We start from the raw sequence: 22,834 nt of genomic DNA, 5'->3' as shown, positions 1-22,834 counted from the left end.
ATTTGTTCAAAAGCAGTTGGAGGTAATTTTGAAAACAATGAAAGCCCTGTTGGTTGCAGCTCTGGTTAGCGTCAGCTTTTCCAGCCTCGCCACTCCTGAATTAACGTTTCTCAACGCCAAACAGTCCGCCAAAGAACTTGGAAAAAATGACGCCTTTATGCGTCGTCTGAGTCAGTTCGATATGGAAGCGCGAATGAAAACGGAAGATCACGTTATCAAGCCGGAATTTCGCCGTTTTGTTCGTTCCAACACGTTGGACTGGACCGCGGAAGACAAAACCAAAGTCACTCAAGTGTATGAGAACTTGCAAAAAGAGTTAGCAAAGTATCCGCTCGACCTGCCTAAAGAAATCAAAATGATTCTGACGACGGGTAAGGAAGAAGGTACTGCCGCTTACACGCGAGGCAAAGCCATCATACTTCAAAGAGACAAGTTGGAACTGGGTATCGAGCTAAAGCGAATTATGGCGCATGAAATTTTCCATATTTACTCTCGCCTGAACCCAGTTAAGAAAGATGAACTGTACAACAGTATTGGCTTCCAACATGTTGGGGAAATTGAATTCCCAGATGATTTGGAAGACAGAAAAATCACCAACCCTGATGCTCCCGTCAACGACTACGCCATTAAAGTCGGCTTGAATAACGAGCAGGTCTGGGCAATGCCTATCCTGTATTCAGTATCTGAAAAGTACGACCTGAAAAAAGGTGGTGAATTCTTTAACTACCTGCAATTCAAATTCTTAGTTGTCGCAGACCAACATGGCGAGTGGACCTACGATGATGACGAGCCTGTTATCGTCGGTCGTGCCGAACTGACTGGTTTCTTTGAGCAGGTGGGTACTAACACCAACTACATTATTCACCCGGAAGAAATTCTGGCAGACAACTTCGCACTATTGATGCTGCGTTCACCAGTGGTGAATTCGCCAGAAGTTATTGAGCGTATGAAAGCGATTCTTAGCCAGTAAATGCTGTCATCAGAAAGTGATATAAGAAAAGCCGCCTGATATGGCGGCTTTATTATGATTTCAATCTGAAATGATGTTCTTACTTCGCCAATGGTAGCGCCTGCTGGTCGATGTCGAACAAATGGCAATACTGCTCTCTGAGTTCCACATGCAGAATCTGACCGTTATCCAGTTTCAAGGACACCGCCTCTTCTCCATCCAGCATTAGGCTGAGCTTTTCAATGTCACCCGAATAGCAATGCACGTAAGACACCGCACCAAGATACTCAGCAACATTGATGGTCATAGGCACAATGCAACGTCCTTCTTCCACGTCGTCACGAACGGTTAAGTGCTCGGGACGAATACCAAGTGTAATGCGATCGCCTGCTGACAGATGCTCGCCATTTCTTGGCAAGGTCAATGTGTAGTGATCCGCTATGCTGACAGTGGTTTGCGATACGCTCGCCTCTAGCACGGTCACTGGAATGAAGTTCATTTTCGGCGAACCAATAAAGCCTGCAACAAACTGGTTCTGCGGATGGTAATACAGCTCCAGCGGCGGTCCTACCTGCTCAACACAACCATCTCTGAGCACCACAATTTTGTCTGCCAGTGTCATGGCTTCAACCTGATCATGTGTGACGTACACCATGCTGGTCGCTAAAGTGCGGTGCAGCTCGGCGATCTGAATTCGCATATCGACCCTAAGCTCAGCATCGAGGTTAGACAAAGGCTCATCAAACAGGAACAGTTTCGGGTTACGCACAATCGCACGACCAATCGCCACGCGCTGGCGCTGTCCGCCCGACAGTTCTTTGGGTAAGCGGTCAAAGAGCTGGTCCAGTTTCAGCAACTTACCAGCGTGATCGACTTTTTGTTTGATCTCTTCTTTGGGCTGCTTGTCGATAGACAGGGCAAACGACATGTTTTCACGCACTGTCATTTGTGGGTACAACGCATAAGACTGGAACACCATGGCAATCTCGCGATCAGCTGGTGCTTCATCGGTCACGTCTCGTCCATCAATAAAAATCTCGCCCGATGTCGGCTCTTCCAGCCCGGAAATCATTCTCAGTAAAGTGGATTTACCACAGCCAGACGGTCCGACAAAGGTGACGAATTCTTTATCATTGATTTCAAGGTCGATGCCTTTCAGAACATCCACTTTTCCATACGATTTTTTGATGTTTTTGAGTACTACTTGAGCCATGGTTATTCCTTAATTCCACCTTGAGTCAAACCTTGAATAAAGGCTTTGGATGCCAGCAAGAATGCGATCAATGTTGGTGCCATCATGATGATTAGTCCTGCGAACATCATGTGCCACTGGATGGCAAATTCGTTCTGGAACTCCTGCAAACCCAACGTCAGTGGGTAGAGATCTCTGTCTTGCAAGAATAAGAGTGGGAAGATGTATTCGTTCCAGGCACTCACAAAGGAAAGCAGCGCCACCGTTGCGATTGCAGGCTTCACCAGTGGCAGCACAATGCGCCAGTAAATCTGGAATGGCAGAGCACCATCCACCCGTGCTGCCTGTTCTATTTCTGGTGACAAGTTCTTAAAGAAGGTACTGAGAATAAATACCGCCACCGGCATCATGCTCGCTGCCTGAACCAGAATGATACCGAGCAAAGAGTTCAACAAATCTAAGCTTTGCACCACCACAAACAGAGGTGCCATTGCCAGACGAAGCGGAACAATCACTCCCAGCATAAACAGGATGAAAATCAGCTTGTTGCCTCTGAACTGAACCCGAGCCAGAACAAAGGCCACCATGGTACTGAACGCCACCGCCAGCACTACCGTACCTAAGCTGATGATCAGAGAGTTTAAGAAATAGCTGCTGAAATTCGCTTGTTCCCATGCACTGAGATAGTTCTCGAAATGCCATTCTTGCGGCATACCAAATGGCGAGCGAATCACCTGCCCAAGATTGCCTTTCACCGAGTTAATGAAGGCCAAACCAAACGGCAGAGCGACAATCAATGCCCATATCAGTAGTAGAAACTGTACAACGACCTGCTCAAGGGGTTTAAGTTTGAATATACGTTCCATGTCTTCCCCCTATCGATTACGCATGTTGCGCAGTGCCAAGTAAATCGACGCTGGCAAAATCAGAACCGATATCACCATGCCTATTGCAGCTGCCATACCAAGGTCTGCTGTTCCTGAACCACCACTGGTTCCAAAGGCAGTTCGGTACTGGAACGTCCCCATGATGTCGGTGGAGTAGTAAGGTCCAGCATCCGGTCCCATAAGAATCAACACGTATTCCGCATTATTGAATACGTCTACCATCGTAAGGATGGTAATCAGAACAAACGCAGGGGTAAGCACAGGAAATACCACGTGCTTAATGCACTGCCAGCGGTTTGCGCCATCCAGTACTGCCGCTTCTAACAAGTCGGAGCGAACGCCAAGAATGGCAGACAAAATCAACATGATAGAAAAGCCCAGTTTTTGCCATGACTGGAACATGGCAATGGTTGGCAACGCCGAACTTTCATCCCCTAAGAACATCAGAGGCGCGGTGATGACATCCCAGTTCAGAAGAAGTTGATTCAGCGGACCACGAACATCAACAATAAGCTGCCCTAAGAACGCAACCGCTACGGCGGCCAGCGGATAAGGCATAAAGAACAGCAATTTGTACCCGGCTTTACCTGCAGTATTCCAGCTCAGCAGCAAGGCGAAGGTCGTGCCTAAAATGAGGAAGACAGAGATACAAATCGCGAAAAATAGTACGGTCTGGTAAAACGAATTCCACAGTTGCGTGCTCATGTAATCATCTGTCAGCAACTTAGTGAAATTGTCGAATCCAACGAATGTGGCAGGACCTATGCCTGGCCAGTCAAAAAATGAAAGCACAAGAGTGCCGAATAAGGGCAAAAGATTAAAAACCCCATACAACAAGCAACCGGGAATCAGCAGCAACATGTACTGAATCTTTTCTTTCTGCTTGAAACTCAATCCTTTGGGGCGGGAAAACTCGGTCATACTGACTCCAGCGGTATGTAGGCGACCTGGTTATCAGGTCGCCGTCTTTCTTCTGTTTTTACAGATGTTGGCTTTTACAGATTTTTAGCTTTAAAGCCTTTTTCAATTTCACTCGACAGACCTTTGCTGTCGACTTTGCCTGCTAAGAACTTCTGGAAAGCAGGACCTACAACTTCCTCATACTGAACATTGAAAGGACCTTTCCAGGTCAGGTGTGCCTGAGCTTGGTTAGACACAAACGTCGCCGCTTCAGCCTGATGAGCACCTTCGTATTTAATGCCGCTTGCGTAGGTTGATAACTCGCCCACGTGGTCAGCAAAAAGCTGCGCAAACTCTTTGGTTGCGGTATACGCCAGCAGTTTGTCTGCTGCGGCTTTTTTCTCGCTGTTGGCATTCACCAAATACGCACCATCAGCAAAAGCATAGACCTTGCCACCTGCACCAGGGACTGGCATTAGACCCAAATTCGCATCCGGATTAGTCTGAGCAATGGTGGATAATGGCGACGTCGACCATAAGCCATCAATAATCATGGCTGAATCGCCAAGTGCCACGTTTGCACGCATGCCGTTATAGTCCTGCGCTGCCGCTGACGGGTTGATGTATGGCTTCCAGGTCGCAAATGTGTCCACCACTTTTTGGTAACCACTGGCAGTAAACGGCTCGTCACGTGTAGCCACTTTCGCCATCTCATCGCCAGATAAGCCTGCTTCTAAACCTGCACTCATCATGGCAAGTGCCCAGCCTGCACGCCCCGGAACTTCAAGAGGGGTAACACCTGCTGCTTTCAGCGTTTTCATGACCTGCTCAAACTCTTCCAGAGACTTCGGTTCTGTCAGGTTGTGCTTGTCGAAAATGTCTTTGTTGTAGATGATCTGAACGGTTTGAACAGCAAAAGGTACACCGTAGACCTTTCCGTCGGATCCCGTTGCAGCCCCAAGCGTTGCCGGAGAAATACCTGAGAGATCCACATCGCTGCCAACAGGTTTGATCACACCTGCTTTCGCGTATTGATCAATAAAAGAAGCACCCGGGCGCCCCTGAAACAGATCAGGTCCACCATCACTTTGTAAACCAAGGCGTAAACGAGAGTTGTAATCCACACCTTTAAAGACCTCGACTTTAATATCGACATCTTTCATGTTCTTTGAGACTGCTTCCCATAGAGGACGCTCCTGTTTGCGCCATGTCCATATGGTTAGGGTTTCTTCTGCAATAGCAGAGATGGGTAAAGCCACTGTAAATGCCGTAAGTGCAACCAGCGCTTTTACTCCTTTCTTAAACTTCATCGTTTTATCCTCTAGTTAGTTTACACGGGAAACTAACCATATAATCTAGGCGATTTTTTGTGCTATACAACGATCGTGATCACATTTAGTTAACAAAATTATCAACGAAAAATAAGAAAGGTCGTACGGATCATACTTCACTCAATCAAAGAAATTCGTTTACTTTTTATTCTTGATTCCTCAAATTGAAGTCGCTATAAAGAACATAATCATTTAGTTTCCATCATCAACTTAACTATGAAGCCTAGCCAAAACAGCAAGATTGTTAACTTATCCAGAGTGCTCGATTGTATCTGGCGTCATAACCGCATATCGCGGGTAGAGGTTGCCGAACAGCTGGGTTTGGATAAATCGACGATCACCAAAATTGTGAGTCTGCTTACTGAGAAAGATCTGATTTCAGAAGTCACGGCTAAACCCGCCAATAGCAAAGGCGGTCGTCCAAAAGTGTCTCTTTCACTTAACAGTGACATTGGAGTACTGGTTGGAATCGAACTGACTGACAGCGTGATCAATGTGTCAGTTGTGAATGTGGAGTGCCTGATCGTATACCGTACTATCATTCCATTTCAGCCAACCCGTGGGGTGATTTCAGAAATTGCACACGTTTTGACTCCTGTTCTGAAAGAAATTGAAGCCAAGTTCGACAACATTTTAGCTATCGGTATCGGGCTTCCTGGTCTTGTTGACCCTGAAAGCGGTCAGGTGTCGCTGTCGAACGCTCTGGAAATTGATAAGCCTCTGGCTCTGGTTGATCAATTGAGCCAGATTTTCGCGTACCCGATTTTCATCGACAACGATGCCAACTGCGCGGCGTGGGGTGAAATGATGCAGACCCGACGCGAACCGACGGACAATTTCCTGTACGTGCTGTTTACTTCACACCATAGGAACACCGACTCGGAACATTTGGGGATCGGTTTGGGGTTCGTCCTGAACAACGACTTGTTTTATGGTGACGACTTTTCTGCTGGTCAGTACAAAAGTGAGCTAGTGAATGGCAAAGAGTCTGCCGACCTGACCTTAATTCTTCAGGAGTTCGCTTCTTCGTTAGTGCTTTTGGGGCGTCTTATGAACATTCATCACTTAATTATTGGTGGTGAAGCGCAGCGTTATGGTGCGAATCTGGTTTCGTACATTGATCAAAAGCTTTCTAAAACTGATGGACCAAAAACCTGGAACCCTAACATCAGTTTCTCAACGCTTGGAACACAGGCTGTTTCAGCCGGTGCCGCAGCAATGGCCTGGCAAAAACTCATCACTAAAGACATTGCACTGTTTAGCGTCTTGCCCTCCCCTAGCCGTATTTAATCGAGGTCTGTATGGCAGATAAATGCCCATCTTTGTTTCCCGCTCCTAAATCTCTCACCTTTGAGCAGGGCGAGCTGTTTATTCCTGGTCTTTCAAAGGGCATGATCCCAAAAGTCATGGGGGAGCGAATTTCATCACCCATGGTGGAATACCAGATGTGCAGTGACTTCAGTGATCAGGCATTTGGTATTCAGATCACCAGACAACTGGTGTTGATCCAATACAAAGATGAATCTGGGATCTTGTATGCCCACCACTTGATCAATCAGCTTGTGGATCAGTGCGCCTCTTCATTGCCATTTCTGACTTTGTTCGATCAGCCGGATTTTCCGCAACGCGGCATTATTCTGGACGTGAGCCGTGACAAGATCCCGACCATGGACACGCTGTTTGAATTGATCGACTTCTGGTCTTCTCTGCGGATCAACCAGTTACAGTTTTATACCGAGCACACTTTTGCTTACCAACAGCACCACACGGTCTGGCAGGACTACGATCCGCTGACTCCACAACAAATTCGGGCTCTGGATTATTACTGTAAAACCAAAGGCATCGAGCTTATCCCTAATCAGGCAACATTTGGTCATATGGAAAAATGGCTGTGTCATCCGGAATACACCTACTTAGCTGAGCAGACGTCTGGTTTTTATGATCAACGAGGGGACTTTCGCCCGGAATCATTTGGCTTAAACCCTGTGTCGCCAGATGTACCTGGCTTTATTACTGACCTGCTGGATGAACTGCTGCCCAACTTTTCCAGTAAAACATTGAACATCAATTTTGATGAAACCATGGATTTAGGTGTAGATGGCAGTAAGGCGGAGTGTGAATCTCTCGGGCAGGGTCAGGTATACCTCAACTATCTCAATAAGGTGTTGGAACTGGCACGCCAGCGCGGAATGTATTGCCAAATCTTCAGTGACATGCTGTTCCGGTATCCGGAAATCCTGCCTCACCTCCCTAAAGAGCTGGAACTGCTCAACTGGGGATACGAAGAAGACCATCCATACGATGAAGAACACGCCAGACTGGCTGAGTTTGGTTACCCTTTTCAGGTTGTGGTTTCAACCAATACGTTTGCTTCTGTAGCGGGGCGCTGGAAGTCGGCGCAAGTGCACATGAGACGCGCCGCTATTTCTGCGTTGAAGTACGGCGGTCAGGGGTATCAAATTTCTGAATGGGGCGACATGGGGCACGCCCAGCAGTTTTCTTTCTCACTGCCCGCATACGTGTTCGGGGCGGCAATGGCCTGGGGAGAAGCCCAGCATCAGGACATTCCAATGAGCAAAGTACTGGGCGCTTTCTGGGGTAAAGAATATCAAAGCCTGACAGATGCCTTGTTAGAAGTACAAGATGCATATCTGGACTCTGGTGTCACTACCCCCAACTGCGCCTTTTATGGACCATTTGTGTTCGATCAGAAATCGCGTCGCCACATTCGCCGAGCACAGCTCGAAGGCACAGAGAAGATGCAACAAAGCATCATGTCGTTGACTGCAATGGAAAGCAAGTTAGACGGGGAAAGGGAAAGTACGCTGAAAAGTGAATTACTGTGGACGCTTAAAACCATGAAACTGGCCACTGAAATCGCTATCGGATATGCACAAAATCAGTGCCGTGAAGTGGAGAGTTTCCCAAATTCGCTCAAACGAAAACTGGTTAGAATGGTGGCTGATATCGAGTCGGAATATGCGATTCTCTGGCAGGAAAAGTTCCGTCTTGGTGGCTGCAAGCAGAGCATGGCGCGCCTTCAATATCTCAGACAGCTGCTTTCTCAATAACCTGAACTCGAGTTCAATACTAAAAAGCCCCAACAGTCATCACCGTCGGGGCTTTTTTAAATTCAGTTCTATTATTTTTGCTCTTCGCGCTTAAAGACAAGTTCTGTTGCCGTGGATTCTGCTTCGTCAAAGTAGTAGCCAGCAGTGTCAAATTTGGTCAACGCTTCCACTGAATCCACTTTGTTCTGAATGATGTAGCGAGCCATCATGCCGCGCGCTTTCTTAGCGAAGAAACTGATCACCTTGTACTGACCATTCTTACAATCTTTAAAGATTGGCGTGATGATAGTGCCATCCACGTTTTTCGCTTTCACAGCCTTAAAGTACTCATTAGACGCCAGGTTAACCAATACGTTATCACCTTGCTCTTCAAGCGCTTTGTTGACTTCTTCAGTAATGATGTTGCCCCAGAACTGGTAAAGGTTAGTACCGCGCTCATTTCCAAGCTTAGTACCCATTTCCAATCGGTAAGGCTGCATCAGATCCAGCGGCTTCAACAACCCGTAAAGACCGGATAGCATTCTCAGATGAGACTGAGCATAATCAAACTCTTCTTCGGAGAAAGACTGTGCCTCTAGCCCTGTATACACATCGCCTTTGAACGCCAGAATCGCCTGACGCGCATTCTCGGTAGTGAAGGTTTCGCTCCACTCTTCAAACCTTGCTGCATTTAGCCCTGCAATTTTATCGCTCACCTTCATCAAACCTGAAATGTCTGCAGGCGTAAGCTTTCGACATTCCTTGATAAGCTCAGCACTGTGCTCAACCAGTGTTGGTTGCGTAAAGCGCTCTGTCGCAAGCGGTGATTCGTAATCCAGTGTTTTTGCAGGTGATACAACGATAAGCATGACTTTTACTCTGTTTGGCTGTTTTTATGTAGTAAGCATATAAAAAAAGCCATGCTAAGTCAGCATGGCTTTTCCAATCGTATCGATTAGCGATGTCTATTATTTAGTCGCTTTGTCTTTGTTGTCCCAGATACCATCTTCAAGCTGAGATTGCAGCTCTGGGTAATCTTTCACATCAAAGGTAGGCACTTTGCCTGCTTTCAACTGTTTGTTGTAGTCCTTCGCCAGCTTCACCACGATGCCTGACAGCAACAGGATGGCTACAAGGTTCACAATCGCCATTAAGCCCATGGACACATCTGCCAAGCCCCAAACGGTTGGCAGTGTTGCCATTGAACCAAACATCACCATACCCAGAACAATCAGACGGAATAGGATCAAGCCCTGCTTGCGATTGTGTTCAAGGAAAATCAGGTTGGTTTCCGCGTAAGAGTAGTTTGCGATGATGGATGTAAAAGCGAAGAAGAAAATCGCTACGGCAACAAAGATGCCACCCCATTCACCCACCTGGCTGCTCAATGCACGCTGAGTCAGCTCGATACCAGTGATTTCACCGTGAGGTACATACTCACCAGACATCAGGATAATCGCTACGGTGGCTGAACAGATAACGATGGTATCGGTAAATACACCCAGCATTTGCACGTACCCCTGAGAAGCAGGGTGCGGCGGGTAAGGTGTTGCAGACGCTGCTGCGTTAGGCGCAGAACCCATACCGGCTTCGTTCGAGAACAGACCACGTTTGATACCCTGAATCATTGCCTGTGCAATCGCGTAGCCCAAACCACCAGCCGCCGCTTCTTGCAGGCCAAATGCGCTCTTGAAGATCAGAGACAGCACAGCTGGGATTTTTTCAAGGTTAGTCAGCATGACAAATAACGCCAACACAAGGTACGCCAGAGCCATAACAGGAACAATTAGCTCAGCAGTGCGAGCAATCTTGCGCAGACCACCAAAAATGATGAACGCTGAAATCACAACAAGCGCAATACCGACGAATTTAGCTTCAACACCAAATGCCGTTTGCATGGCACCTGCAATGGAGTTTGCCTGTACCGCGTTGAACACCAGACCAAACGCGATGATGAGGAAAATAGAGAACAACACGCCCATCCAACGCATGCCCAGACCTTTTTCCATGTAGTAAGCCGGACCACCACGGTAGTTACCGTCGGCATCACGGGTTTTGTATAGCTGTGCCAGAGTACTTTCGGCAAACGATGTTGCCATACCTAGCATGGCAATGAGCCACATCCAGAAAATGGCACCAGGGCCACCCGCTGTCAGTGCAACCGCTACACCGGCCATGTTACCAGTACCAACACGCGCAGCCAGAGAGGTACAAAGTGCTTGGAAAGAAGAGATACCTGCTGCGTCTGACTTTCGGCTGTTCTTCAAAACGGAGAACATGTGACCAAAGTGTCTAAACTGAATGAAACCCAGGCGCAATGTGAAGTAAACACCCACGCCGACAAGTAGATAAACCAGAATCGATCCCCAAAGAAGATCGTTCATCAAATGAATTAAATCTGCCACGATAACCTCGCATAGAGTTATGACAACGACACAGCATAGCGCTGTGCTCCCATTTTCAGTACAGAATGAGAGGAATGGATTCCTCATTGTTGTATTTTTTGCTCTGTACTGCCTCTGCTCTTTTCACCGAATCTAGTCATGTGAATGTCAGAGTGATTATTTTGACCGCGAGGATAATGCAGACCTGCATCGCAAAAATCAATATGCAATTAATTTCATTTATTTGTTATTTTTCACTATATTTGCACGAACTATTAACACAACAAACAACATATATCGCACAACAACCATACAAAGCACCTAAAAATTATTTACAAAAAAACGTATCCACTAAAGGTCAAATTCTGCGTGCCACAAATATAGCGCAACCCTTTGCGTAGCGAGCTTTTCGGTAATTTCACCAATGAACAACCATTCATCACCCACCAATATTTTTTTGCCGCGAACAAATTATGACTCGCATATTCACCCTTGTGACCAACGAGGACGCTTCTTTAACATAAATAAATGTCAGAAATTTGCTTTATTTGATGCTGATCGCGCGTTTTTTGTACATTGAAATTGCGCGCAAATTGTGAATTTACGCAGGGTTTCTCATAAAACCTTCATAAAAGAGAAACAAATGAGAAACACATCAAGGTTATTCTGCAGCCAATTATGTTACTTAAAAGTCTCCAATTAGGAGTCTTTATAACAAGAAAAGAGAGGTCGCATATGGATGGCTTTCAACTCGAAGATATCATGGCTATGGATGGTCAGCAGACACGCTCTACACGCTCTAAGCCAGCTAAAAGGAAATGGCGTGAAATAGAAGCGATTAAGGACAGACAACGCTTGCAACGTGAACTTATGGAGATGGATGTTTGTAACGAGTACGACTTAGACGACATCGATTTATAACTTAAAAGGCACCTTTCGGTGCCTTTTTCGTTTTTGTCTAATAGGGTCATGGCTCTAAGCCGTGGTCCTAGATTGCTTCATATTTGGTTTGCCGGACTCTGGCGGCAAGCTGACGGTATTGATCGGCAATCGTATCACCAAATACCGGGTCTTCATCATCGTGAAGCCACTGGTTTTCGACGACTCTCCAGTCCTCCGCCGTAAATGTCTTTGCGATTTGCGGTAAGACTTCCCTTTCTTCCAATTCCAGGTGGTTTTTCTGCCGGGAAATGAAGTCTTCCAGTTGATCCGCAAACATATCGAGAGGGATAACGGCATCGTGCAAAATCATCTCAACAGTATTCTGAAAGGCTTCTGTTACTTCAGACAGAGCTACGTGCTCTTGCTCTAAATCATCAATCTGCTGTTGCTGACCGTAATGCTTGGCATAGTGCAAATACAGAATGTCTTCTTTTGGGTGATGAACGGCTTGAGAGTGATCCGCTAAGTAATCGGTGATCTCTTTGATTAGGCTGTAGTTAATGGGCTTTTCGTTTTTCAGCTGTTCCAGTTTTCCATTTAGGATCGCCAACAAACGCACCATATAACCATGTTCTCGCCTTATTCTTTCTATAATCATGGCTTCCTTCCTCTTATTATACCCAACTGACCGCAAGATGCTGGGTATATACAGTCTAGGAACGAGAAAAGAAGCCTTCATTGATATTGATTAAAAATCAGTCAGAAATTGGTTGCCAGTTTATCGGTTTGTGACTTTGACCTAGGAGAATCTCGTTAGCTTTAGAGAAGTGCCCGCATCCAAAAAAGCCTCGGTGCGCGGAAAGTGGAGACGGATGGGGAGCAGCAAGAACATGATGTCTATTTCTATCAATCATTTTGCCTTTTTTCTGAGCATGCGAACCCCAGAGTAAGAATACGACACCTTCTCGGTGCTGGTTAACGGCTTCAATGACGCGATCGGTAAACGTTTCCCAACCTGTTTTTGAATGCGAATGCGCTTTCCCCTGCTCTACCGTGAGTACGGTATTGAGCATAAGAACGCCCTGCTCCGCCCAGCTTTTCAAGTAACCATGATTTGGGATTTCAAAACCCTGGATATCCTGAGCCAGCTCTTTGTACATATTGACTAATGAAGGTGGCGGCTTAATCCCGGGTAAAACAGAAAAGCAAAGACCGTGCGCCTGATTCGGACCATGGTAAGGATCCTGCCCTAACAAAACGACTTTCACATCTTGAAATTCGGTAAACCGGAAAGCGTTAAAGACATCGCTCTCAGGTGGATAAATCACCTTGCCATTGGCACGTTCCTGACGAACAAACTGCATAGTGTCGGCAAAATAAGGCTGTTCTTTTTCTCCGCCAATAACGTCGTGCCAAGTCAGTGACTCGCTCATAGTATCCTCGCTGTCTTTTCAAGATTAGGGACTAAAGACCCTAGATATCAGCTTGATATTCTATCGAAAAGTACAGCGAGGTGACCATACCCATGCCACAGTTTGACTTAGGTACTTTCTGGATTCCGGCTATTTTGCAGGTTGTTTTCCCTGCTGAGGCGTTCTCCAGTGTCCTGTTCCGCGTTGATGACGGTTAGGCAGAGGCAATGGTTTGGGTACACGTCCCATTGGCAATTGACTATTCATAAGTCACTCCTCACATATGAGTTACTGATTCTGATTGTTCTCATCTCAGTATTTTCTATGAAAGATCAATGCCAACTTTTTCAGCTTGTTTCAGTATTCTGATGGAATAACCGCAATGCCTGAATCTCGTCTTTCCAGATTTCTGGTTCAATTGTTTCTAAGATCAATGGGATACCGTCAAACCGGCTATCCTGAGCAATATACTGAAAGCAATCCCAGCCAATCTCACCTTTACCCAGAGAATGATGTCTGTCGACTCTTCTACCTAATTCCACTTTTGAATCATTCAGATGCATTGCACGTAGGTAGTGCATTCCAACAATGTCATCAAACGCCTTGAAGGTTTCTTCACAGGCTTCTGCTGTCCTTAGATCGTACCCGGCTGCAAATGTGTGGCAGGTATCAATACATACCCCAACACGAGCTTTGTCATCTACCTGTTCAATGATTTCCGCCAGATGTTCAAAGCGCCAGCCTAAGTTGGTGCCTTGTCCTGCGGTATTTTCGATCACGGCAACCACATTCGGTACGGCTTGGTGAGCAATATTGATGGACTCCGCGATTTTTGCCAGACATTCCTGCTCAGAGATCTTTTTCAAGTGGCTACCTGGGTGAAAGTTCAAAAGTTTGATTCCGAGCTGCTGACAGCGCTCCATCTCATCAATAAATGCGGCTCTCGACTTTTCTAATTTTTCCTGCTCTGGTGCACCTAAGTTAATGAGGTAAGAGTCGTGCGGCAGAATGTGTTCGTCGCTGTACCCTAACATTTCGCAGTTCGCTTTAAACGCCTTTATGGTTTTCTCTTCCAGTGGCTTTGCAACCCACTGACGCTGATTCTTTGTAAAGAGTGCAAAAGCGTTTGCTCCTATTTCACGCGCCCGCAATGGCGCTTGATCGACTCCGCCAGCAGCAGAGACATGTGCTCCAATGTACTTCATAGCTTCTCTTGTAATTGGTTATCGAAAGCCTTTCACCTTACCAACCAGAGCAACTGGGTTACAGAGGTTTCTGGTGAAATCTTCAACACATATTGTAGTAATATTACAACAAAATTAACGTTTAAATATTTTTGATAGTTTAAAATAAATTGTAAATACTATGTTTTATAAAGATTAATTGATTTAACTCAAGAAATTTACCTTCCAAAAATTAAGGATTTTGGTTGTTTTTTGACGCAAATCAATATTATGATTGAGGTTATTGGCTATATAATACCTAGCTCGACAAAAAACCGAAATTTACACCAATTTTAATCACCACGTAAGTGGACTAGGAGACAGGAATGATCCAGGGTATTCAAATTACTAAAGCGGCAAACGATGATCTACTTAACTCTATCTGGCTACTGGACAGCGAGAAAAACGAAGCTCGTTGTGTAGCAGCAACAGCGGGTTATGAAGCAGATCAAGTGGTTCCGGCTTCTGATCTTGGCGAGTTTGAAAGCCGCGAAGTGGCAATCGAAACCGCTCCTCGTATTGAAGGTGGTCAGCATCTAAACGTTAACGTACTTAAGCGTGAAACTCTGGAAGATGCAGTAAACAACCCAGAAAACTACCCTCAGTTGACTATTCGTGTATCGGGTTACGCTGTACGTTTCAACTCTCTGACTCAAGAGCAGCAACGCGACGTTATTGCTCGTACATTTACTGAGTCTCTATAAGACCGACAATTAAAAGAACATAAAAAAACAGCGCTCAATGAGCGCTGTTTTTATTTGAGTACTGAAAAGCGTTTACTTCTGAACTCGACGAAGTACAGCTTTCAATGCATCGAAGTCGTTATCTAATTCTTCAGACAACAGCTCCATCGCCGCGTGTTTTGCAAGCGGACCAGGAACATCTATGTCTGTTTCCAGAATATCATCAACCACTTCTTTGAATTTCGCAGGGTGAGCAGTACACAGGAACAGACCAGTTTCACCTTCTTGAAGCTGCTCGTCCAGAACGCGGTAAGCGATAGCACCGTGTGGTTCACACAGATACCCCAGCCCATTTAGATCGCGTACAGATTCCGCACTTTGCTCGTCGGTTACTGCGCCCTTACCTAAAGTATCCAGCCCCCAGCCTTTAATCTGGCATAGCTCTTCGATTCGCGGCCAGTTGTTTGGCTGGCTGACGTCCATCGCATTCGACGTAGTCGCCACGGTTGGTTTTGGATCCCACTTACCCGTTTCCAGGTAGCGTGGCACGGTGTCATTAGCATTGGTTGCCGCGACAAAGCGCTTGATTGGTAAGCCAAGCGCTTTTGCCAGCAAACCTGCAGTCAGATTACCGAAGTTACCACTTGGTACTGACACCACCAGGTTTTCGCGCTCTTCTTTGCTCATTTGAGCTGCAGCTTCAAAGTAGTAGCAAATTTGAGCCATCAAACGGCTGATATTAATAGAGTTTGCTGAGTTAAGACCGATCTCTTCACGCAGTGCTGCATCATCAAACGCGTGCTTCACCAACGACTGACAGGCGTCAAAGTCGGCATTGATCGCTACGGTGTGAATGTTTTTGCCCAGAGTACAGAACAGTTTCTCCTGCATTGGGCTGATTTTGCCTTTCGGGTATAGGATAACAACGTTGATGTTTTCCATACCGTAGAATGCATGAGCAACCGCGGCACCTGTGTCACCGGATGTTGCTGTAAGGATGGTAATTTTTCCACCGTCGGACACTGCTGCTAAAGATTGCGCCATAAAGCGGCCGCCAAAATCTTTAAACGCCAGCGTTGGACCATGGAACAGTTCCAGTGCATAAACGCCATCTTTCACTTGCTTGATTGGCGCAGGGAACTGGAATGCGGCATCTACAAGCTGGTTTACTTGCTCTGGCGATAATTCTTCACCAATAAAAGCAGAGAGGATCTTGCCACTACGCGTGACAAAATCTTCGGCAAGTAGTGCATCGACATCTTCAAACTTGGGCAATTCTGAAGGGAAAAACAGACCTTGGTTACGGCCTAGTCCCTGGCGCACGGCTTGGCCAAAGGACACTTGTTCGTCATTTTCTTTGATGTTGTAAAGCTTCATAGCTCACTTCCTGTTACGGTCGAACCCTGTTTGTCTAAACGGCAAACGTGAACGAACCCTTCCTCATTTTGTACGTAATTCTGTTCTAGCCAGCGAGCAACTCGCTCAGCGACATCTTTTTCTTTGCAAATACTAAATAGCGTCGGACCACTGCCTGAAATGCCAGTTGCCAGCGCACCTGCTGTTGCAGCGTATTTGCGAGCATCAGCGAAGCCAGGAAGCAGTTTCTCACGATATGGTTCTGCGATCACGTCTTTGATCATCTTGGCAGCCAATTCCGGTTGATTGGAATGGCAGGCATGAATGAAGCCTGCCAGATGACGACCGTGCGCGATGATGTCTTGACGGCGGTATTGCGATGGTAAAATCTCACGCGCTTCCGCAGTGGATACCTTAATTCCCGGATACGCCATCACCCAGTACCAGTCATCGAAGCAAGGTACTTCCTGTGAAATAATACCAAGCTCTTCCAGCATCAACTGAACACCGCCCAAGTAACAAGGTGCAACGTTGTCATAATGGACACCGCCAGAAATCTGCCCTTCCATTTCCCCCATCAGAGCCAGCAGCTCTGTTTCATTCAGCGGGTTTTCATGGAATTGGTTTAAAGCATCCAACGCGGCCACAATAGAACATGCACTAGACCCAAGACCAGAGCCAATCGGCATGTTCTTTTCCAGAACCATGTGCACAGGCTTCAGTTCGACGTTCTTTTTATCCAGCTCGCGTGCAAACACACGCCAGCAATCATAAACAATGTTTTCTTTCGGATTTGTTGGGAGTTTGCTGACGAAATCTCCAGCTGTATCCAAAGTAAATGCTTCACTGCCCTCTTTAACAAGGACGCGATCACCAAGCAAAGTACCATCAACCGGTGACACGGCAGCCCCCAGCACATCGAAGCCAACACTCACGTTGCCGATAGAGGCAGGAGCATAAACCACTACACTCATTTTTATACTCCTAATTTCCAGCCTAACGTACGCATCACATCTGCGAAGACACCTGCCGCAGTCACTTCTGTACCCGCGCCGTATCCGCGCAGCACCAATGGAATTGGCTGATAGTAACGGCTGTAGAATGCCAGGGCATTTTCGCCATCTTTAATCTTGAACATTGGGTCGTTTTCATCCACTGCCGCAATGCTCACTTTGCACTTGCCGTCCAGAATTTCACCGACATAGCGAAGCACTTTCCCTTCTTCTGCCGCTTTCTTAGACAACTCACTGAAATGCGCATCCGCTTCTGGCAGGCGAGCCATAAACTCTTCCACACTTCCGCTGTCATCAAAACCCGGAGGCAGAGCCGCTTCTACAACGACGTCGTCCAGCTCAAGTTCTAAACCAGATTCACGGGCAAGGATCAGAAGTTTACGTGCCACGTCCATACCCGAAAGGTCATCGCGTGGGTCTGGCTCAGTAAAACCGTTGTCTTTTGCAATGTTAGTCGCCTGACTCAAAGTCATGCCTTCGTCCAATTTGCCGAAGATGTAAGACAGTGAACCAGAAAGAATACCGTTGAATTTCTCTAGCTCATCACCCGCAGAGATTAGGTTTTGTAGGTTCTCGATAACCGGAAGACCTGCACCTACCGTTGTTTCGTACATCAGCTTGCGGCGAGACGCACGCGCCACATCGCGAAGTTGGTGGTAGTACGCCATGCTTGCTGTGTTGGCCTTTTTGTTTGGCGTAACAACGTGGAAACCTGCTGCAAGGAAGTCGGCATATTGATTAGCGATGTTTTCGCTAGACGTACAATCCACCAGCACCGGGTTGATGATGTGGTTACGCTGTACAAGTGCAATCAGACTGGCAAGGCTGAACTCTTCCGACGCGTGAGTCATTCGATCACGCCAGTGGTCAAGCGGCAGACCTTTGCTATCTAGCAGCAAGCCTTTGCTGTTTGCTAACCCACAAACCCGTATTACGATGCCTTTGTCTGCCAGTTTTGCTTGCTGACGCTGGATCTGATCCACCAGCTCACCACCGACTCCACCAACACCGACCACAAATACATCAAGGAAGTGCTTAGAATTAAAGAGATTTTCGTGACACGCTTTGATGGCTTCAGACACTTTGTCTTCTGGAATCACCGCAGAAATGGCACGTTCGGAAGAACCCTGTGCGATAGCCACTACGTTAACGTTCACTTCCGCTAATGATGCGAAGAAGCGAGACGCAACACCGCGAGAGGTACGCATACCATCACCAACCAGAGTAACGATGGCTACATCATTCATAAACTCAACTGGCTCTAGCAAGCCATCTTTGAGCTCAAGTTCGAATGCATCACTAAGTACCTGTTCAGCTTTAGCTTTATCCGCCTGTTCGATGCAGAAGCTGATGCTGTACTCAGAAGAAGACTGGGTAATAAGAACAATAGAAACGCCCGCAGATGACATCGCGCCAAACACGCGGCTCGCCATGCCAACCATGCCTTTCATGCCAGGACCTGACACGTTTACCATGGTCAGTTTGTTCAGGGTCGTGATGCCTTTGATCGCCAGGTTGTCTTCGCCTGTGTCCTGACCAATCAGCGTACCCGCACCTTGTGGGTTAAAGCTGTTTTTGATCAGACACGGGATATGGAACTGTGCGATAGGTGCAATGGTTTTTGGGTGAAGAACGGAAGCGCCGAAGTAAGACAGCTCCATCGCTTCTTGGTAGCTCAGAGACTTAAGCAGTCTTGCATCGTCAACCAGACGAGGGTCACAGTTGTATACACCGTCTACGTCTGTCCAGATTTCACAACATTCTGCGCGCAAGCACGCTGCCAGAACTGCCGCAGAGTAATCGGAGCCGTTACGACCAAGGGTTACCAGTTCACCTTTCTCATTTCCAGCGGTGAAGCCAGGCATGATGTAAACATGATCTTTAGGAAGAGGGTTAGCACGGAAGTTATTGGTTGAGACATCAACATCGACCATAGCTTCAAGGTGGTCGCCTTTAGCAACAAGGTATTCAACAGGGTCTATCAGGAAAGAAGGATGACCTTTTGCTTCCAGAACAGCTTTCATTAGCTGAATGGAAATGCGCTCACCTTTACTGATGATACGTGCATTAACATTATTTGGGCACATACCCAAAAGATTGATGCCATGTACAAACTGACGAAGCTGACTCAGAGAGGTCTTCAACTGATTGTTGAAACCCGCGCTTTCCAAATTCGGTACTTGCTTCTGTACTTCGTCAAACAGCGATTGAAGAGAAGACTCCAGCTCCGCGATTTGTAGATCCGCTTCGCCATTTCTGAGTGCACCTTCAATAACTGACACCAATTTGTTGGTGGTTTTTCCTGGGGCAGACAGCACCACTGCCACCTGCTCTTGCTTCGCGTTATTAGCAATGATGTCTGCCGCTCTTAAAAAGCGATCAGCATCTGCCAACGACGATCCACCAAACTTTAAAACTCGCATCCCTTCCTCCGGTATATTTTAAACCTGCATAAAAAAAGGCCTGTATCTTGTGGGATACAGGCCTTTTCTTGAAATTTCTTTCGCTTAACAGCCCGCCCCAACAGTTATAATGTCGGTAATAATAATGGTGGTGGTTACTGTTGTGCGGTGATTAAGCATGAATAATTTTTTTATCTTACTGTGTACGTGTGTTTGCTTAACTTTACGTTTACCGATTTTCCTCGTCTGAGTCAATGAAAAGATTATTTTTTTTACCCTTCCCTCGGTATTTTATGTAAGTTTAAATAGAACGATGAGCCTTAATTCATATATCAATCAATAAATTATCAAGCCTTGTTCTTCAATAGCCATACGAAATCATTGAAATTGTGCATACGTCAGAAAATCGTCATTCTTTGACAAAATGCAGTGATTGAGTGAGTATGATCCCAAAGCGCGATCAATCTCTAAAAAAAGATCGTGGGTACACATCAGATAAGCTATATTCACTAAGTAGATTATTCAGCAAGGAGGCAGATATGAAGAAACCACTTCTCATTTTGAGCCTGCTTGCAATGCCTGCTATTTCTCAGGCAGAAGACCTACCAAGTTTAACGCCTGAAAAGCCATCCTCGCACAATTGGTTTATCTCAAGCCAAGCGCAACCTAATACACAGTTTGATAGCTGGCAGATAGACAGTGGTTATTCCTATAACCTGTTTGATTCTGTCGATGTTTATGTGGGTGCCAGTATCACTAACTCTGAATCCCCACGCTATAACGGCTTTTTAAGTGGTGTGAACTACAAGTTCAGTGAATCTTTCTCGGTGAACAGTAGCGTTCGTGCAACTAAGCCTTACGAGCAAGACAGCCTAAACCCTCAACAAAAGCTTATCTCTGCCGAAGTATCCAGCCGATTAAAACTGTCTGAAAACCTCGACTTGCATGCCACATTAGATTATGAAGAAATTCAAAAAGGTGGGGTGGAAGTTGGTTTAGGATTTCGCTTCTAAACCAACCTCGGTATTTCCGCTTTCAGCGGGCTGATGATCTTAAGTTACTTTCAATTCTTTCTTCGAAATAACGATGCCATTCCAATCAGAATACAGGTAATCACCTGGTTGTATCATTTGCCCCTGAATAGTCAGACCAACATCGATTTCACCGATGTCTCGTTTTTCCGTTTTGAATGGGCAGGTTGTCAGTGCTTTTACTCCTAAGTCCATTTCTGACATGGCGCCAACATCACGTACCGCTCCCCAAATCACGACCCCTTCCCACTGATTGTTTATTGCAGTGAGGGCAACTTGATCGCCCATAAGTGCACGTTCACTTGACCCATTTCCGTCCACGACCAGCACTTTTCCTTTGCCGTTCTCATTCAAGGCTTCTTTAACCTTAGAGTTATCGTGATAGCAACGAACCGTGACAATTTCGCCCCAGAACGCGCCTCTTTGACCAAAGTTCTGCAATGGCAGATCCAGTAAGGTCAGTTGGTCTTCGTACTGATCACAAAGATCAGGCAGTAAGTCTTTCATGGTTCCTCCTTGAGATTATGTTGCTTCTATAACTATATACCCAACTACCTTCACCGCTTTGATATAGCGTGAGATAGAGAGCAAGCTCACATTCGATTAGGTTATATCCATTGCCCTATATATTTCATGGCGTTAGCGAACGAATCTCACTTTTTCGCTAAACGTACCGGCGTTCATTTGTTCTCCGCTCACAAAAACCAGAAACAGATCTCCATCCTCGATGTAGTAGATGGCATTCTGCTCATAGCGCTTGGCTAGCTCTATCGCTTTTTGTAGTGATATTTCTACAATGTAGCTTTCTTCACACCACTGCTTTGTTTCATCTCCGGCCAATACTGGCTGGTGAACATGCTCTGCAAGGTCGGCTTCCAACTGCTTATTTCTTAAATTGTTGTCGAAATCCGAAACCTTTTTACTTCTTGGATTACAGGCAGTTATTACACAAAACCGATGAAATGCGATCGGCTTATCAGTGTAAAAATATGTTGCCAAATACGCTTGTATGAGGGAGCTATCAATCTGCATAAAAAATTCAACTTTTTATATACATTTACTATCTATTCTTGTTAGTTTTCTTCTATTGATATAAATCAACAAAGTGAATGGAATTGGTATTTGGGCGTTGTTAGCAAGCTGTTAACAATATAAAATCCAGTTCAACAATCGGCAGAAAGCAAGCATGACATAGGATTTGGTCTTCTTAAAATCAGACTTCCAAGGACGGCGTACCGCGTGAAGGTGGTGTTTTTTTGCGTAGTATCGTTTATTATCAAAAACACTTTACCTGTATGTTATTTTTCTGCCTAGAATTTATTCTATTAGCACAGTTTTAGTTACAATTTAGGTACCGCCAATGCAAACCCCGCAGATTCTCATCGTTGAAGATGAGCAAGTAACCCGCAATACGCTGAAAAGCATTTTCGAAGCAGAGGGATATGCTGTCTATGAAGCAAGTGATGGTGAAGAAATGCATCGTGTACTTGCCGAAAACCAAGTGAACTTGGTTATCATGGACATCAACCTACCGGGTAAAAATGGTCTGTTGCTAGCACGTGAACTTCGCGAGCAAGCTAACGTTGCCCTGATGTTCCTGACAGGTCGTGACAACGAAGTTGATAAGATCCTTGGTCTGGAAATTGGTGCAGATGATTACATCACCAAGCCATTTAACCCTCGTGAATTAACCATCCGTGCTCGTAACCTTCTGAACCGCTCGATGACCAACGGAGCTGTACAGGAAGAAAAACGCAGCGTTGAGAAATACGAATTTAACGGTTGGGAACTGGACATCAACAGCCGCTCGCTAGTGAGCCCGGCTGGTGACAGCTACAAGCTTCCACGTTCTGAATTCCGTGCACTGCTTCACTTCTGTGAAAACCCAGGCAAAATTCAAACCCGTGCAGACCTTCTTAAGAAGATGACAGGTCGTGAGCTAAAACCACACGATCGTACTGTTGACGTAACTATTCGTCGTATTCGTAAGCACTTTGAGTCTGTGGCAGACACGCCAGAAATCATCGCAACTATTCATGGTGAAGGCTACCGCTTCTGTGGTGACCTGGAAGAATAATACGATTCCAGATATTCAAAAGCCGATGCATCTGCATCGGCTTTTTTGTTATTTAGAAAATC

Annotated in this window: 21 protein-coding genes and 1 other annotated feature; of the genes, 7 read left to right on the top strand and 14 right to left on the bottom strand. The window is 46.0% G+C overall.

Features of this window, described 5'->3' with window-relative positions; genetic code table 11:
• Positions 1 to 37: 37 nt before the first annotated feature.
• Positions 38 to 970, top strand: coding sequence for a hypothetical protein (locus INR79_RS03070; protein ID WP_004397862.1), 933 nt, complete (start codon positions 38 to 40; stop codon positions 968 to 970).
• 79 nt (positions 971 to 1,049) lie between these two features.
• Here the strand turns inward: INR79_RS03070 and INR79_RS03065 are convergent, their stop codons facing one another.
• From INR79_RS03065 to INR79_RS03050, 4 genes are all read right to left on the bottom strand, one after another.
• Positions 1,050 to 2,162: an ABC transporter ATP-binding protein gene (locus INR79_RS03065; RefSeq protein ID WP_022589828.1), complete on the bottom strand. Its 1,113-nt coding sequence runs from the start codon at positions 2,160 to 2,162 to the stop codon at positions 1,050 to 1,052.
• 2 nt (positions 2,163 to 2,164) lie between these two features.
• Positions 2,165 to 3,007, bottom strand: a complete 843-nt coding sequence (locus INR79_RS03060) for a carbohydrate ABC transporter permease (protein WP_004397860.1) — start codon at positions 3,005 to 3,007, stop codon at positions 2,165 to 2,167.
• A 9-nt stretch (positions 3,008 to 3,016) separates the two neighbouring features.
• Complete coding sequence (locus tag INR79_RS03055) at positions 3,017 to 3,949, bottom strand: carbohydrate ABC transporter permease (protein ID WP_004397859.1); 933 nt, start codon at positions 3,947 to 3,949, stop codon at positions 3,017 to 3,019.
• A 74-nt stretch (positions 3,950 to 4,023) separates the two neighbouring features.
• Positions 4,024 to 5,238, bottom strand: a complete 1,215-nt coding sequence (locus INR79_RS03050; RefSeq protein ID WP_004397858.1) for an ABC transporter substrate-binding protein — start codon at positions 5,236 to 5,238, stop codon at positions 4,024 to 4,026.
• 237 nt (positions 5,239 to 5,475) lie between these two features.
• Between INR79_RS03050 and INR79_RS03045 the strand changes: the two genes are divergently transcribed.
• Together INR79_RS03045 and INR79_RS03040 are read left to right on the top strand one after the other, a co-directional pair.
• Complete coding sequence (locus INR79_RS03045) at positions 5,476 to 6,549, top strand: ROK family transcriptional regulator (RefSeq protein WP_004397857.1); 1,074 nt, start codon at positions 5,476 to 5,478, stop codon at positions 6,547 to 6,549.
• A gap of 11 nt (positions 6,550 to 6,560) precedes the next feature.
• The gene (locus INR79_RS03040; protein ID WP_223095978.1) at positions 6,561 to 8,330 is read left to right on the top strand and encodes a family 20 glycosylhydrolase; all 1,770 of its coding nucleotides are present in this window, start codon (positions 6,561 to 6,563) and stop codon (positions 8,328 to 8,330) included.
• Between the two features lie 71 nt (positions 8,331 to 8,401).
• On the opposite strand, the gene yaaA is transcribed toward INR79_RS03040, so the two are convergent.
• Together yaaA and INR79_RS03030 are read right to left on the bottom strand one after the other, a co-directional pair.
• A complete protein-coding gene (gene yaaA / locus INR79_RS03035) occupies positions 8,402 to 9,178 on the bottom strand; it encodes a peroxide stress protein YaaA (RefSeq protein ID WP_223095977.1) in 777 nt (258 codons plus the stop codon).
• Positions 9,179 to 9,277: 99 nt separating this feature from the next.
• Complete coding sequence (locus INR79_RS03030) at positions 9,278 to 10,714, bottom strand: alanine/glycine:cation symporter family protein (protein ID WP_004397854.1); 1,437 nt, start codon at positions 10,712 to 10,714, stop codon at positions 9,278 to 9,280.
• Between the two features lie 714 nt (positions 10,715 to 11,428).
• On the opposite strand from INR79_RS03030, the gene INR79_RS03025 reads away from it, so the two are divergent.
• Entirely contained in the window at positions 11,429 to 11,614 is a 186-nt protein-coding gene (locus tag INR79_RS03025) for a DUF3545 family protein (protein ID WP_004397853.1), read from the top strand.
• Between the two features lie 67 nt (positions 11,615 to 11,681).
• Here INR79_RS03025 and INR79_RS03020 read toward each other — a convergent pair whose 3' ends face one another.
• The 3 genes from INR79_RS03020 to nfo all read right to left on the bottom strand — a co-directional run bounded on the left by INR79_RS03020 (position 11,682) and on the right by nfo (position 14,192).
• On the bottom strand, positions 11,682 to 12,233 hold the full coding sequence (locus INR79_RS03020; protein ID WP_004397852.1) for a hemerythrin domain-containing protein: 552 nt from the start codon (positions 12,231 to 12,233) through the stop codon (positions 11,682 to 11,684).
• A gap of 97 nt (positions 12,234 to 12,330) precedes the next feature.
• Positions 12,331 to 13,008, bottom strand: a complete 678-nt coding sequence (ung, locus tag INR79_RS03015; protein WP_223095976.1) for a uracil-DNA glycosylase — start codon at positions 13,006 to 13,008, stop codon at positions 12,331 to 12,333.
• Positions 13,009 to 13,334: 326 nt separating this feature from the next.
• Positions 13,335 to 14,192 (bottom strand): deoxyribonuclease IV, encoded by an 858-nt coding sequence (nfo, locus tag INR79_RS03010; RefSeq protein ID WP_045966059.1) that lies wholly within the window; start codon positions 14,190 to 14,192, stop codon positions 13,335 to 13,337.
• A gap of 344 nt (positions 14,193 to 14,536) precedes the next feature.
• Here nfo and grcA point away from each other — a divergent pair, with 344 nt between their 5' ends.
• Positions 14,537 to 14,914, top strand: a complete 378-nt coding sequence (gene grcA / locus INR79_RS03005; protein WP_045966060.1) for an autonomous glycyl radical cofactor GrcA — start codon at positions 14,537 to 14,539, stop codon at positions 14,912 to 14,914.
• A 72-nt stretch (positions 14,915 to 14,986) separates the two neighbouring features.
• Here the strand turns inward: grcA and thrC are convergent, their stop codons facing one another.
• Genes thrC through thrA form a run of 3 tightly spaced genes read right to left on the bottom strand, consistent with a single transcriptional unit; the run spans position 14,987 to position 19,685 of the window.
• Entirely contained in the window at positions 14,987 to 16,270 is a 1,284-nt protein-coding gene (gene thrC, locus INR79_RS03000) for a threonine synthase (protein ID WP_223095975.1), read from the bottom strand.
• On the bottom strand, positions 16,267 to 17,223 hold the full coding sequence (thrB, locus tag INR79_RS02995) for a homoserine kinase (RefSeq protein WP_022593907.1): 957 nt from the start codon (positions 17,221 to 17,223) through the stop codon (positions 16,267 to 16,269). Before thrB ends, thrC begins: the two co-directional genes overlap by 4 nt.
• Positions 17,224 to 17,225: 2 nt before the next feature.
• Positions 17,226 to 19,685, bottom strand: a complete 2,460-nt coding sequence (gene thrA, locus INR79_RS02990) for a bifunctional aspartate kinase/homoserine dehydrogenase I (RefSeq protein WP_022590301.1) — start codon at positions 19,683 to 19,685, stop codon at positions 17,226 to 17,228.
• A 29-nt stretch (positions 19,686 to 19,714) separates the two neighbouring features.
• Positions 19,715 to 19,837, bottom strand: a sequence feature (Thr leader region).
• A gap of 366 nt (positions 19,838 to 20,203) precedes the next feature.
• Here thrA and INR79_RS02985 point away from each other — a divergent pair.
• Positions 20,204 to 20,677: a hypothetical protein gene (locus tag INR79_RS02985; protein WP_004397831.1), complete on the top strand. Its 474-nt coding sequence runs from the start codon at positions 20,204 to 20,206 to the stop codon at positions 20,675 to 20,677.
• A 39-nt stretch (positions 20,678 to 20,716) separates the two neighbouring features.
• Here INR79_RS02985 and INR79_RS02980 read toward each other — a convergent pair whose 3' ends face one another.
• Together INR79_RS02980 and INR79_RS02975 are read right to left on the bottom strand one after the other, a co-directional pair.
• The gene (locus INR79_RS02980; RefSeq protein ID WP_004397829.1) at positions 20,717 to 21,202 is read right to left on the bottom strand and encodes a putative 4-hydroxy-4-methyl-2-oxoglutarate aldolase; all 486 of its coding nucleotides are present in this window, start codon (positions 21,200 to 21,202) and stop codon (positions 20,717 to 20,719) included.
• 132 nt (positions 21,203 to 21,334) lie between these two features.
• A complete protein-coding gene (locus INR79_RS02975; RefSeq protein WP_223095974.1) occupies positions 21,335 to 21,727 on the bottom strand; it encodes a DUF3293 domain-containing protein in 393 nt (130 codons plus the stop codon).
• 328 nt (positions 21,728 to 22,055) lie between these two features.
• Here INR79_RS02975 and arcA point away from each other — a divergent pair, with 328 nt between their 5' ends.
• Positions 22,056 to 22,772, top strand: coding sequence for a two-component system response regulator ArcA (arcA, locus tag INR79_RS02970; protein WP_004397825.1), 717 nt, complete (start codon positions 22,056 to 22,058; stop codon positions 22,770 to 22,772).
• The last annotated feature ends 62 nt before the right edge of the window (positions 22,773 to 22,834 follow it).

The sequence above is a fragment of the Vibrio sp. SCSIO 43132 genome (genome assembly GCF_019904195.1).
GTDB classification, from domain to species: domain Bacteria; phylum Pseudomonadota; class Gammaproteobacteria; order Enterobacterales; family Vibrionaceae; genus Vibrio; species Vibrio nigripulchritudo.
Note: the sequence above shows the minus strand (reverse complement) of the source record. Positions and strands in the feature narration are given on the sequence as shown.